The organism is Pseudoalteromonas sp. MMG024, from assembly GCF_021654175.1.
Lineage (GTDB): Bacteria > Pseudomonadota > Gammaproteobacteria > Enterobacterales > Alteromonadaceae > Pseudoalteromonas.
The window spans coordinates 188485-202717 of record NZ_JAKFZO010000005.1 but is presented as its reverse complement, the minus strand read 5'-3'; the positions used below and the strand labels follow the sequence as shown (position 1 = coordinate 202717).

10 protein-coding genes and 1 other RNA gene are annotated in these 14233 nt (G+C 41.4%); 7 read left to right on the top strand and 4 right to left on the bottom strand.

Features of this window, described 5'->3' with window-relative positions; genetic code table 11:
• The first annotated feature begins 41 nt into the window (after positions 1-41).
• From glnL to L1068_RS06760, 3 genes are all read left to right on the top strand, one after another.
• On the top strand, positions 42-1118 hold the full coding sequence (glnL, locus tag L1068_RS06770; protein ID WP_237129604.1) for a nitrogen regulation protein NR(II): 1077 nt from the start codon (positions 42-44) through the stop codon (positions 1116-1118).
• Entirely contained in the window at positions 1118-2512 is a 1395-nt protein-coding gene (glnG, locus tag L1068_RS06765) for a nitrogen regulation protein NR(I) (protein WP_138629432.1), read from the top strand. Before glnL ends, glnG begins: the two co-directional genes overlap by 1 nt.
• Positions 2513-2656: 144 nt before the next feature.
• On the top strand, positions 2657-6916 hold the full coding sequence (locus tag L1068_RS06760; protein WP_237129603.1) for a PAS domain-containing protein: 4260 nt from the start codon (positions 2657-2659) through the stop codon (positions 6914-6916).
• Between the two features lie 59 nt (positions 6917-6975).
• Here L1068_RS06760 and L1068_RS06755 read toward each other — a convergent pair whose 3' ends face one another.
• From L1068_RS06755 to rsmI, 4 genes are all read right to left on the bottom strand, one after another.
• Positions 6976-7518, bottom strand: coding sequence for a DUF6538 domain-containing protein (locus L1068_RS06755; RefSeq protein ID WP_343221878.1), 543 nt, complete (start codon positions 7516-7518; stop codon positions 6976-6978).
• A 286-nt stretch (positions 7519-7804) separates the two neighbouring features.
• Positions 7805-8181: RNase P RNA component class A (rnpB, locus tag L1068_RS06750), an RNA gene on the bottom strand.
• A 72-nt stretch (positions 8182-8253) separates the two neighbouring features.
• A complete protein-coding gene (locus tag L1068_RS06745) occupies positions 8254-9753 on the bottom strand; it encodes an OmpA family protein (RefSeq protein WP_237129601.1) in 1500 nt (499 codons plus the stop codon).
• A 75-nt stretch (positions 9754-9828) separates the two neighbouring features.
• Entirely contained in the window at positions 9829-10710 is an 882-nt protein-coding gene (gene rsmI / locus L1068_RS06740) for a 16S rRNA (cytidine(1402)-2'-O)-methyltransferase (protein ID WP_237129600.1), read from the bottom strand.
• 63 nt (positions 10711-10773) lie between these two features.
• On the opposite strand from rsmI, the gene L1068_RS06735 reads away from it, so the two are divergent.
• The 4 genes from L1068_RS06735 to dolP are packed head-to-tail and all read left to right on the top strand — an operon-like array spanning position 10774 to position 14190.
• Positions 10774-12651: a penicillin-binding protein activator gene (locus L1068_RS06735; RefSeq protein WP_237129599.1), complete on the top strand. Its 1878-nt coding sequence runs from the start codon at positions 10774-10776 to the stop codon at positions 12649-12651.
• Between the two features lie 15 nt (positions 12652-12666).
• Positions 12667-13038: a YraN family protein gene (locus L1068_RS06730; protein WP_054978152.1), complete on the top strand. Its 372-nt coding sequence runs from the start codon at positions 12667-12669 to the stop codon at positions 13036-13038.
• A 1-nt stretch (position 13039) separates the two neighbouring features.
• A complete protein-coding gene (locus tag L1068_RS06725) occupies positions 13040-13627 on the top strand; it encodes an SIS domain-containing protein (protein WP_010561602.1) in 588 nt (195 codons plus the stop codon).
• Positions 13627-14190 carry a division/outer membrane stress-associated lipid-binding lipoprotein gene (gene dolP, locus L1068_RS06720; RefSeq protein WP_010561601.1) on the top strand — a complete coding sequence of 188 codons (564 nt, stop codon included), beginning with the start codon at positions 13627-13629 and terminating at the stop codon, positions 14188-14190. Before L1068_RS06725 ends, dolP begins: the two co-directional genes overlap by 1 nt.
• Positions 14191-14233: the final 43 nt, after the last annotated feature.

The following is a 14233-nucleotide window of genomic DNA, read 5'->3' as shown; positions in this document are numbered from 1 at the left end:
CATTGATTTTAATTAAAATAGCGCACTAAAATGGTGCAATGATGCTTAAAGACTTATCCAGCTACATTAAACTACTAGAAAATCTCACAAGCTGTGTATTGTTAGTCGATGGTGACTTTAAACTTCACTACGCAAATACCAGCGCAAGCGAATTATTTGGCATCAGTACCAAACGCATTGTCACAACCAATTTTAAACAACTATTTCATTATCACTCGATTGATTTGCATAAGATCTTAGAAAATACGTTTCTCAGTGGTAACGACTGCGTTCAACATCGCGCCAATGTGGTATTTAACGATGGTCGACATGCAACCATTAGACTTTCTGCGCGTCGCGTCAAATTAGATAACCAGCTTTTAATGCTGCTTGAATGCCGTTCACTTAACCAAGAGCTCAAGCATGATCAGGCCTCACACCAAATGCACCAACAAAGTGCAGCGCGTAATTTAATCCGTGGCCTCGCCCATGAAATTAAAAATCCGCTAGGCGGAATTCGCGGTGCAGCACAGTTACTGCAATATGAAAGCGACCAACAAGAACGCGAACAATGCGCCAACTTGATTATCGAACAAGCCGATCGTCTCACTGAGCTTGTTGACCGACTACTTGGGCCAAACCAGCTACCAAACAAAGAGTGGATAAACATTCACCAAACCTTAGAGTCAGTGATAAAACTAAGCCTGTTAGACAATCAACATAAAATAAAGCTCGTTAAAGATTACGATCCAAGCATTCCCGATGTATTTATCGATAACGGTAAAGTTCAGCAAGTACTGCTCAACATCGTTAAAAATGCGCAACATGCGCTCAATAAACTGGCAGAGCTTGGTACTATAACGTTAAAAACCCGCGTTAAACATCATGTACGCTTGCATAATAAAGCATTTAAAAATGCACTCATCATTCAAGTTATCGACAACGGCCCGGGCATTGATGAAGCGCTAAAAGAAACCCTCTTTTTTCCTATGGTCACCAACAAAGACGGCGGCTCAGGTTTAGGGCTAGCCATAGCACAAACACTTATTGACCAACATCAAGGCTATATTGAATGTGATAGTTGGCCAGGCCATACCGAATTTAATATTTATCTACCCCTGTCTATGGAGAAGCCATAATGAAAACCGTTTGGTTAGTTGACGATGACGCTTCGATTCGCTTTGTACTAGAAAAAGCACTTAAGCGTGCGGGTTTTAATACCGAATCATTCGCCAGTGCAGAAGCGGCAGCCTCTGCGCTTGAATACGATCAACCAACCGTACTGATTTCAGATGTGCGCATGCCAGGCCAAGATGGCATGTCATTGCTTGAAAATATTGTTGAGCAAAATCCGGGCTTGCCGGTAATTATTATGACCGCCCACTCCGATCTTGATTCTGCTGTACAGGCTTTCCAAAAAGGGGCATTTGAGTATTTAGCAAAGCCATTTGATTTAAATGAAGCTGTTTCACTTGTTGAAAGCGCATGTCGCGCCAACACACGCGTTAAGGTAAAGCCGAAAAAAGTCGAGAAAAAAGCCCCCGATATTATTGGTGAAGCGCCTGCCATGCAGGAAGTATTTAGAGCCATAGGCAAACTCAGCGCATCGAGCATGAGCGTACTTATCAACGGTGAATCCGGTACGGGTAAAGAGCTGGTTGCAGGCGCGCTGCATAATCACAGTCCACGCCGCGAAAAAACCTTTATTGCGCTCAATATGGCGGCAATTCCAAAAGACTTAGTTGAGTCAGAGCTATTTGGTCATGAAAAAGGGGCATTTACCGGTGCCGATAGCGTGCGTAAAGGCCGCTTTGAACAAGCTAATGGCGGTACACTGTTTTTAGATGAAATAGGTGATATGCCGCTTGATGTGCAAACTCGTTTGCTACGCGTACTGGCCGACGGTGAGTTTTATCGTGTCGGTGGCCATCAAAGCATTAAAGTGGATGTACGCATTATTGCCGCAACCCACCAAAACCTCGAAAAACTGGCCCGAGAAGGCAAATTCCGAGAAGACTTATTTCACCGCTTAAATGTAGTTCGCTTAAAACTGCCGCCACTGCGCGAACGCAGCGTCGATATTGAAAAATTAGCCAACTACTTTTTAAGTCGCAGTGCCAAAGAGCTCAAAGTCGATAGCAAAATCCTGTCTAAAGAAGCAGCCAATAAAATGATGGAATTTGCATGGCCTGGCAATGTGCGCCAGCTCGAAAATACCTGCCGTTGGCTCACGGTTATGACCCCAGGTCAGCTGATTAGTGTTGAAGATTTGCCAAGCGAAATTACCGAAAAAATAAGCCACAGTGACAATAGTCATGATTCAAACTGGCAACAGCAATTTCAACTGTGGTTTGAAAACGAGCTAAAACAAGGTAAACACAATATCTGGCCGGATATACAAAACAAAATTGAAAGCCAAATTATTAAAAGTGCGCTTAAACACAGCAATGGCCACAAGCAAGATGCCGCGCACTTAATTGGTTGGGGGCGTAATACCCTAACCCGTAAACTTAAAGAGCTAAATATCGATTAACTAACTTCAGGTTTAAATAAAAAATAGTAAAGGCACTTAAATCTGAAGTAACCACCTGTTTTTAATCATTTTGCGCTGGCAAGACGCGCCATTTAGTGCAATATTTAAGGTTCTAAATACAATAGCACCGCCTCAGGAAGTTGAATGCTTAGCACGGAGTCTTTACTTACTAACTTTTCCAAACGTTATAAAACGGCGCTTTTTGCAATTGCGGTGCTCATTTCATGTGCGTTTTTAATTATTACCCTGCAGCAACAGCAGCAAGAAAGCTATGCCAGTATTGTTAACAGTGCCGGCGAGCAACGAATGTTGTCGCAACGTATTGCCTTATTAGTGCAACGAGAGCCAACCCAATACCATCAACAGCAGCTAGCGAAGGCCGCAGAAAAACTACTAAGTAATCAAACACAGCTACTCAAACAACTTGAGCTATTTGACCAATATGCTCAACAACAAATTAAACAAATTTACTTTGCTGATAATCAGCTGCAAGTAACCCTTGAAGCCTACGCGAACGCTGCGTTATCTCTCTCGCGAGGAACAGCGCTTTCAACCTCACAAAACAGCTTGTTTACCACAGATAAAACCGACCAAATACTCTCCCAGTTAGACCAAGTTGTAAGTGAATTTGAAAACGCCGTAATACTTGATAAACAACAACAGAATGAACTGATTTATATTACTTGGATTGGCTCCCTGCTATGCCTGCTCGGGCTTGCTTTTGCGCTACTGAAACCAACGCAATCTTGGCTTGCAGACACCTACTCTAAACTGCTAACGCAGCGTAATCGCGCATCTGATTTTGAGTTCGCAATCAATAAACATTCTGCAGTTTTGCGAGTTGATAACCAAACGAACATCTTGTACTGCAATAAAATGTTCACACATTTTTATGGTTATGAGCAAAATGAGATTATTGGCCACTCAACACGTACGCTCAGAAGTTATTACCATGATGACGCCCTTTATCAAGAAATAACCGATGCCATCACAAAACACACGGTATGGCATGGCGAACTATGCAATAAAGCTAAAGATGGGCGTTTTTATTGGTTTAGCACCACCATAGTGCCGCTGCGCAGTAATGACGCGCAAAAAGACACCTCAATTATTATTCAAAACGATATTACTGAGCAAAAACATGCCGAGTTAGCGTTTAAACGCCTGCACGAAATAACCAGTGATATCAATGCGAACCTTGATGATAAAATGAATGCCATGCTAGCGCTCGGTTGTGATATTTTTCAGCTACCGCTTGGCATAGTAAGTGAAATTTCAAACAACTATAAAGTGCTGTACGCAAAAAGCCCAAATAACGAAATTTCACCAAGTGATCAATTTGATTTTGAGAATACCTACTGCTTTCACACCTTTAATGCTGACCAAGCAATTGCATTTCACCACGTAGCAAAAAGTGAAATTGCAACGCATCCTTGTTACTTAAACTTTGGCCTGGAAAGTTATATTGGCTGCCCTATTTTTGTCGATGGCAAGCGCTTTGGCACACTAAACTTTTCAAGCCCTGATGCATCATCGCACCCATTTACTAATAGCGATCTCGAATTGATTCGGCTATTTGCTCACTGGATTGGCTTTGAGTTAACGCGCGCAGCGCAACAAAACAAATTGCTTTCACAACGTCAATTAATGGAAGAAATGAGTGAACAAGCGCTCATTGGTGCATGGGAATATAATGTAACGAACAATTCATTGTATTGGTCACATATGACCAAGAAAATCCACGAAGTCAGTCACAACTTTGAGCCACAAGTTGAAACAGCCATTGACTACTACAAGCCTGGCGAAAACCGTGAGCGCATCGCACAATTAATGGCAAACGCAATAGAGCATGGCACCCCATTCCAAGAAGAGCTTCAAATAATCACAGCTAAAGGCAACGAGAAATGGGTTGCGGCACGCGCTCAACCAGAAATGCTAAATGGCCAATGCCTACGTGTATTTGGTTCATTCCAAGATATTACCGACCGAGTTTTAGCACGAGATAATTTAACCGATACTAACCAGCGCTTGCAGTTTGTGCTGCAATCTACAAGCGTGGGTATTTGGGATTGGGACGTTGATAGCGGAAAAACCACCTTTAATGATCGCTGGGCGACCATGATTGGCTATACGCTTGATGAATTAGCACCCACCTCAGTTGATACTTGGATGAGCTTGCTACACCCCGATGATTTAGCTAAAGCAGAACAGCAATTACAGCGTCACTGGCAGGGAGAAGACGAACACTATAGCTGTGAAACCCGTATGAAACATAAAAACGGCGAATGGGTTTGGGTACTCGACACCGGAAAAATAGTTGAATGGCATGCCGATGGTTCGCCAAAACGGATGATCGGCACACACCTCGATATTCATCAGTCGAAACAAGCTGAACTCGAAATTCAAGATAAAAACGAGCGCATGGCACTTGCCGCTGATTCCGCAGGCATTGGTATTTGGGACTACAACGTACAAACCCAAGCATTAACTTGGGATACGTGGATGTTTAAGTTGTACGGCATAGATGATGATCAATTTATCGGTGCATATGAAGCGTGGGAAAACGGGTTGCATCCCGATGACAAAGCCGACGCTGTTGCCGCACTCGCACACGCATTAGAAACCAATTCTAAATTTGATACTGAATTTAGAATTATCACACCAGCAGGTGAAACACGCTATATTAAAGCGTCTGCAATTAATAAGCTCGATGGCAACGGGCAAGTTTCCAATATGATCGGTGTAAACTACGATATAACCGAACGCGTTAGAAATGAGTTAGCACTTACTAAAGCCAAAGTGAATGCAGAAGCAGCCATGGTAGCCAAAGATGAATTTTTAGCTAGTATGAGCCATGAAATTCGTACGCCAATGAATGGCGTTATTGGTATGCTCGAATTAATGCAAGACAGTCCACTCAATGACGAGCAAACACACCGCTTAACTATCGCCAAAAACAGTGCAAATTCTCTTTTAAATCTGATTAACGATATTCTCGATTTTTCAAAAATAGAAGCAGATAAACTGGAGCTGGAGCAAATTCAATTTGATTTACACCTGTTACTTTCTGAGCTTGTTGAGTTATTTGCTACTCGCGCAGAGCAAAAACAACTTGAGCTTATTTTAGATACGGTCAATTTAAATGAGCATTTCGTAATAGGCGATCCCGGACGAATTCGCCAAATTCTGAGTAACTTAATCGGCAATGCCATTAAATTTACTCACCAAGGCGAAATCATTGTGAGTGCAGCTCTATGCGATGACAGTGAACACTATTGGCGTCTCACCTTAGCGGTAAAAGATACTGGCATTGGTATTTCCAAAGAAAAACACCAACATGTATTTGAGCTATTCAGCCAAGAAGATTCTTCAACCACACGTAATTATGGCGGCACCGGGCTTGGTTTAGCTATCGTAAAGCGATTATGTAATCACATGGATGGCGATATTAGCTTGACCAGTGCCACAAACAAAGGCAGCGAATTTGTTTGTAATTTACGTATTAAAAAGGCAAATCAAAGCTCGCTTTCTCAGCCTAATGTAGCAATAAGTGGATTAAATATTTTAGTTGTCGATGATAATGAAACTAACTGTGAAATATTAGCAAAGCAGCTTAAAAACTGGGGCGCCAAGGTCACTACGTTTTCAAACGGGCAAGAAGCCTTAGCGCGATGTAATACACTCAAAGCGAGCGAAACGTTATTTGATGTAGCGATACTTGATATGCAAATGCCAATAATGAGTGGTGAAATGCTGGCTAAAGAGCTAAAAGCAGATAACCAACTGGCTGCTATTAAGTTGATTATGATGACCTCAATGCAACATAAAGGCGATGCTAAACATTTTGCAAAGATTGGCTTTGATGGCTATTTTCCAAAACCTGCGACCAGTGCAGATCTGCGCGCGGCTTTACAGATTATAGTTGATAATGGCGAACCGTTAAAACACGCTGAACCACTGTTAACACGCCACTACATTAATGAACTAAATAACACCAAGGTTCAGCCTACCAGCAAGGAGTTACCACAACTTAATGCGTTGTTAGTTGAAGATAATAAAGTAAACCAAATGGTTGCAAAAGGTATTTTGTCTAAGCTCAAGCTAACTTGTGAGATTGCTGAAAACGGCCTTGATGCAGTGAATAAGCTAAAAGCACAATCAACACCGTACGACGTAATTTTTATGGATATTCAAATGCCGGAAATGGATGGTTACCAAGCAACTAATGCCATACGACAAAACCAATGTGGTGAACAACACCAGCACACAACCATTATTGCGATGACTGCCAATGCGATGGAAGGTGATAAAGAAAAGTGCTTAGCAGCAGGCATGAATGAGTATATTTCGAAGCCTATTTCAATTGACGATGTAAAAGGCAAGTTAAAGTTACTGTTTACGTAATCCCCTTATGGTAGAACTTTGGGAATTATCGTGAATAAATTCTATATCTACTATAGCGTCTAATTTAATAAACTGTTGCATCTTGTAAACAGCTTTATCACCGAGGACATTGACTCTAGGAAAGACCACCTCTCACCTTCAGGCAAACCTTTAATAATCTCAGCAAATCGGTTTACTCGCTCTTCATTAGAATCAGTTTCCGCCATGTAGATAAACAATTCTTTGAATCTGCTATCCAGTTCCAGTATCGATTTATCACTCAAGGCATTAACAGCATGGCCACCATCACTAAAGCCCAGCTCTAGTTTGGCTATCAATGGATCTATATCGGCTATGGTTAACTGCTTTTGCATGGCGTTTTTTATCTGGTTTAGCTGTTGGCTTATTAAGCTAGTGTCTAACGTCCTTGAATGAATAACAAGCCCTTTTAGCTGTAAAATTAATGGCTTGAGGCGCTCCATCAATACCAAGGCCACCTCGAGTTTGTGTGTCCTAAGGCACATCCTTATTTCCCTCATTCCAAGGCGCTTAGGTATTTTAACCCTAAGGTAATAAGTGGCCTTACGGCAATATAAATATTGGCAACCAACTACGGCCTGCATATTCACCTCACTAACCAATAAAAATTAAAGCACCGTGTACCAAAGCCATGTACCACGAAATTGTGCTTTTGAACTTTAAAATCAAACTGTTAGTGAAAAGTGTATCAGGCGAAAAGAAGTACCTAAATCAATACCTTAGGAATTTATAACGAGTTAAATTTTGTCTTGTGAATTGAGTTTTGAAGCTGCGAGCCGTGTACCAAAGGGTACATGGAAATGTGATTTGATGATGGATAATTTTAGCGAACCGCTTGATCTACATAAGCAAATCAAGCGGTTACTAAAATTTCTGAGCTAGCCATAAGCCGGGTTCTGTCGTGGATAATCATTCGTCTAGGCCTTGGATCGCTCCAAGGCTCAAGCAACCTACCCGGTTCCGATGTGGGCCACACGTTCTTTATAAATAAAGATGGAACCCTATTTGGTCTTGCTCCGGGTGGAGTTTACCTTGCAACCAACTGTTACCAGTGGCCCGGTGCGCTCTTACCGCACCCTTTCACCCTTACCAACCGAAGTTGGCGGTCTTCTCTCTGCTGCACTTGTCGTAGGCTCGCGCCTCCCAGCCGTTAGCTGGCACCCTGCCCTGTGGAGCCCGGACTTTCCTCCCCTTTACCCGTATATCCGAAGATACAACGATAAAGCAGCGATTATCTGGCTGACTCAGGGCGCCATTATACGGATTTTAACGTCTGCGGCTAGTTTTATTAGCGCCCCCGCAAAACCATTCATCTTAGATCAAAGAAACTGCGGCGATTTTAAAACTAGTTCAACACGTCTATTTTGCTGCATATTCGACTCGGTATCGTTTGCTGCTTTTGGCGCAACTGGGCCTACACCTACAGGCGTCAAACGTTGCTTATCAATTTTGTAGTTTGATATCAGCGTATTAACCACCTCTGCAGCACGGCGTTTAGACAAATCATGATTGTAACCATATTGTCCTTTGTTATCTGTGTGTCCCACCACATATAAAGATACTTGCTTCGAGTTTTTCAAAAAGTCTGCAATTTCTGCTAGTTGCTTATCCGAACTAGCTTTTAGTGTGTGCTTATCAAAATCAAATTCGATGCCATACAAAGACACGCTGCCTGTCGCTTGAATTTGCTTGCTTAGGGTATCGCTATCAATATTAAGTGCAACTTGGCTCATTGCACGTTCTTCAATAATATCAACCACCATGTCTACATTAAATTGAGCGCGTTTTTGAGTGCTATACATGGTTATGTAAATCTTACCTTGAGGTGTTACTTTTTCAGCACTGAATAAATAGTAATGACTCTCGCGGGTTATATTATAAATGTCTGAACGGTGATTCTTGGCATGAATTGTTTTTTCAAGGTTATCGCGAAGAATATAGTTACCACAATCTGCTGCACTGCACTCATAAATTAAATTGAACCCTGCTTTTTGTAATGCATTAATGTAATTCTGATGCACTGCGTAGGGGCCAACATTTTTGTCGATACTGTAGTTAATCGTAGTAATTTTACCGCTTACTTTTTTAGTCGGTATCGATTTTTTATACGGGCCAATTATTAAAGGGTAAGACTCGAAATCATTAACCGCTGAATGAATAATATAACTGCCAGGGAAGCGCTCTATCATTGGGTGGTCAGTACTACCTTTGGCATCTTTTTTTGGCGCTTTTAAATTCGAAAAATCGAGCGATTGTATTTCAAAATTGCTATCAATAGATATACCAATATCTGGCATTTTCGTTTCAACAATCTGCTCATAGGCATACTTTAATGCATCTCGATAATCATTTTGTGCAAACACTTGTATCGCTTGACGACTGCCCTCCTCTCCTTTTATCGCAGAAAGATAACCAAAGCGACTTTTTCTAACATTTGAATAACCCACTTGGTAAATATTGTTATAGCGAAAGCTATTTTCAACGGTTTTCCGGTAAGGTTTTGTACTGCAATCTGTGAGGCATTTTGTGGCAATCGTAAAACCGTCTGCAATTAGGTTATTTGCTAATTCTTCAAGGTAATGCGAGTAACTGATGCTAGGCTGATTTTTTTGTTCTTGAACATAAGACTTATATTGACCTGTAATTTCAACGGATTTTTTACCTTCATTGTCCATCATTATTACAGTAGGCACGTACGCATATTGCGCACTGCTAAGAGTTTTGGCGCTATCGTTTTTTGCCACGACTAAGCCATCTGAGCCGGCCATAGCAACCAATGGTAAGAGTGCGCATGAATATGCGAGTGCTTTTTTAAACATCTATCTTCCTTAATCTATTGCTGTTTAATATTTAAAAGCGCACGGTTAATGCGCTTTACATGTGAATATGTGTTTTTACTCCAGTTCGAGCATTGCTTTATACAGCGCGTTTTTCTTTAAATCTAAATACTCTGCGGCAATACCACAAGCCTTTTTCAGTGGCATTTCTGCTTGTAGCAATTGAATCAGTTTTATTGCTTCAGGTGATATTGCATTTTTATCCGCTTGTTTTCCAGGCAACATTAACACAATTTCCCCTTTCTGCCGTGCAGTGTCTTCCGTTAAGAAATCGATTAATTCCACCACTGTGCCACTAAAGAAAGTTTCAAAGCTTTTCGTTAACTCTTTTGCCAACACTACTTTTTGCTCATCACCAAGCGCGAGTTTTAAGTCATCTAAACTGGCCATAATACGGTGTGTACTTTCGTACATAATACTTGTCATACCTGAATTGAATGCATCAATAAAGAACTCTTGGCGCGCTTTGCTTTTAGCTGGCGTAAAACCAATAAATTGAAAACGATCTGTCGCTAGGCCAGAACATGAAACTGCAGCAATTGCAGCACATGCTCCTGGAATTGGGCTTACTTTTGCGCCTTTTTCACGACATAAATTAACCACTGCATAACCAGGATCGCTAATCAGCGGCGTGCCTGCATCCGATACAAGCGCCACATTTAATCCTTGCTCCAACCAATCGAGTAGCTCGCTCGCTTTTTGCTTTTCATTATGATCATGTACCGCAATCACTTTTGCTTTAATTGAAAAGTGGCTTAACAGCTTGTTGGTATGGCGCGTGTCTTCTGCTGCAATAATATCAACACTTGATAAAACGCTTAGTGCTCGTTGCGTAATATCCTCTAAATTACCAATGGGTGTTGCTACTACAAATAACTGCCCTTTAGCGCTTTGGTGATTTGATGTTCCTAAATCGGTTGGTTTCTGGCTATTTGCCATTGAGCTCTCCTACAACAGTTTGTAATATATGACCTAATTGGATAGAAAAATACTGAGATCAGCGTGCGACTAAAACTATTAGGGTTAACAGCTATATTTTCCTTGTTATCAGCGTGTAGTACAACCGAAAAAACACCGGTTGTTGAAACGGTAAAAGCCAAACCCGCTGTTGAGGTCGATCTAAGCGCACAAGATTTATATCAAAAAGCCTTATCTAAACGTGATTTTGATAAGATTCAGTTGCTTTATACTGCACGCGACCGTGCGATTGAAGAGCAAAACTGGCAGCTTGTTATTACCATTTGCGAACAATTAATCGAATCGGGTGGCCCAGATAGTGTGCGTAATCAGCTTTATATTGCCTTGGCTTACACCCAGCAAAAAGATTATCACACGGCATTAGAAACGCTTGAGTCGCTCAATGCCAAACTCACATCCCCAATGCATTTTTTTCTACACCAAGAAATTTACGGCAATATATACTCAGCTCAAGCTTTGCCTCATCAAGCGACACCGTATTTAATTCGCGCGTCAGAAACCGCAAATAAACACGACTTTAAGGCCGACAAAGTAAATAAAGCACTGTGGCAGGTGTTAAACCAACTTTCCATTAAACAGCTTGAAACACTTAACTCAGGTAGCAGTATTCAACGAGGATGGGTTAGCTTGGCACTTTATACCCAGCTTTATATTGGCGATGCAACCTCATTACAAGCCGCGCTAAATAAGTGGAATTATGCCTATTCAAACCACCCGGCAAGCTTTGCTCTACCTGATAACATGCAGCAGATTATCGATGTGCAACCAATTAATGTGAACCGCATCGCAATTATTTTGCCAAGCAATCAAAGTAAACAAAAAGCATTATCGCAATCATTAAAGGCTGGCATTTTAGCGGCATCAGAAAAACACCCTGACCGAGAATTGCACTTTATTAATTCAGCATTGAGCGCAGAACAAATTGCAGAGCAACTAAATGAACTTGCGCCTGATTTTGTTATTGGCCCACTTTTAAAAGAAAACATTGATAAGTTACAACAAGCGGGTACGCTCGATGCTTACCCTGCAATGTACCTTAACACCACACCACAGGCACTTGAGTCAATTGATCACTTTGCCTTTGCACTTAATCCTGAACATGAAGTAACCCAAGCGGTTTACCACTTTGTAAATAAAGAGTTTAAAAAGCCACTTGTTATTGCACCGGGCAATCGCTTAGGTAAACGATTAGCCAACCATTTCACCAACCAATGGTTGGAATTTTCTGATAATGAGCCGGAAGTAGGTTTTTATGCAAACAAGCGTGATATGCAAAAGCTGGTGCAAGAGCTACTTGAAGTCGACAAGAGTAAAAAGCGCATTAGAGAAATCAGCCTAATGTTCAGAGGTAAGCTGCATGAAGAAACACGCTCTCGCCGCGATATTGATGCGATTTATATTATTGCCGATGCCGCGCAAACGCGACTGCTGAAACCGTCTTTTGATGTGAATATTTCAACCTTTGCTAAGCGTATTCCTATTTTTGCCAGCTCGCGTAGCCACGATATTAAATCCGATAAAACCGATAAAAAAGACTTAGCCGGTTTGTATTTTTCAGAAATTCCCTGGATGCTGCCATTAACAGGCGAACAACAGTCTTTACGCAGTGAATTTGATCAAATCTGGCCTGAGCACACAACCTTAGAGCAACAGTTGTTCGCCATGGGTTTTGATGCGGTTAAGTTAATTCCGCAATTGCGCCAACTACAAATGGTGCCGGGCAAAACATTAACAGGCCTAACAGGTGATCTAACGGTCAATCAAGATGGCGACATTGAACGCGCATTAAAGTGGGCACAATATCGAGAAAAACAAATCGTAACGCTCGATATTAAGTCGCAAAAACCAACGCCGTTATTTATTAAAAATCACCAACAAGAAACGCAGGAAGCAGCTTTATAAGGCAAAAGGAATAGCATGGGATGGACCTCGAGATTATTTAAAAACAGTAAAGAAAAGGGAAACTTTTTCGAACTACAAGCTGAGCAATATTTAAAGAAACAGGGTTTAACACCAGTAACACGTAATTATAATTGCCGTTATGGTGAACTCGACTTAATAATGAAAGACGGTAACACTTTAGTGTTTGTTGAAGTTAAGTACCGCAAGTCAGAGGCATTTGGCGGTGCAATTAACGCGTTATCACACGCTAAACAGCAAAAATTAACACGCACCTTGTTTTATTATTTGAAACAAAATAGGCTAGAGGATTGTCCATATAGAGTCGACTATGTCGCAATAAGCGGACAAAACTCAGAACAATTTACTTGGATTAAAAGCGCATTTTAGTATGCAAGAACTCGTTAAAGAAATATACACAGAAAGCATTCAAGCTCAAATTGCCGCTGGTGAAGCATTGCCTAGCGCTTTAGAAGCTGCGGCATTTACCATAGTGCAAAGCCTAATTAACGGCAATAAAGTACTGTGTTGCGGTGGCAGCAATAATCATATGTTAGCAGCGCATTTTGCCAACTTGCTGGTTAATTTTTATGAAACTGAGCGCCCGTGCTTGCCAGCAATTGCATTAAGCAACGAATTAACGCACCTGTCGAGCTATGCCACAACCGATGCCAACGAAAGCTTTTCGCGCCAAGTACGTGCCTACGGACAAAGTGGTGACTTGCTTGTGGTGATCACGGTAACCGGTAACGAGAAAGAAGTGATCAGCGCCGTTGAAGCTGCTCTAACCAAAGATATGCAAGTAATTGTATTAAGTGGTGATGATGGTGGCGAGCTGGCAGGACTATTAGGGCCAAACGATGTTGAAATACGCGTGCCCTCAAAAAGACCGAGCCGAATTATCGAATCTCACTTGTTTAATATCCATTGCTTAAGTGAGCTTATCGATTTAACCCTTTTTCCACAGGATGATAGTTAATGAAATTTAAATTAGCTGTTGTTGCATCTATTGTTCTTTTACAAGGGTGTAGCGCTGCCATTGTAGCTGGTACTGCAGGCGCAGTAACATCAGCAACCGATCGTCGCACGCTTGGCACACAGATTGATGATAACAACCTTGAAATCAAAGCCACACTGGCCTTAAAAGACGACGAGCAGTTAGCTAAATTTAGCAATATTATTGTGGTGAGCTTAAATGGCCGCGTATTACTGATTGGCCAAACACCAACCACAGAAATGCGCGCTAAAGCCGAAGCGATTGTGAAACCAATACGTGGCGTTGAAAAAATCCATAATCAAATTCGTATTGGTAACATCACAGGTGTTAGTACCAAAACACACGATACTTGGCTAACTTCCAAGGTAAAAACCATGTTGGTATCTGAAGAAAGTGTCAGTGCTAATGATATCAAAGTGATTACCGAAAACGGGGAAGTCTTTTTAATGGGGCTCGTTACAGAACAAGAAGCTAATTTAGCAGCCGACGTTGCCCGTCATGTTTCGGGAGTCGAAAAAGTAATAAAAGTATTCGAATACCTTTAAGGCGCAGTTAGCGCCTTTTTTATTATAAAAATAAGAATAAAAA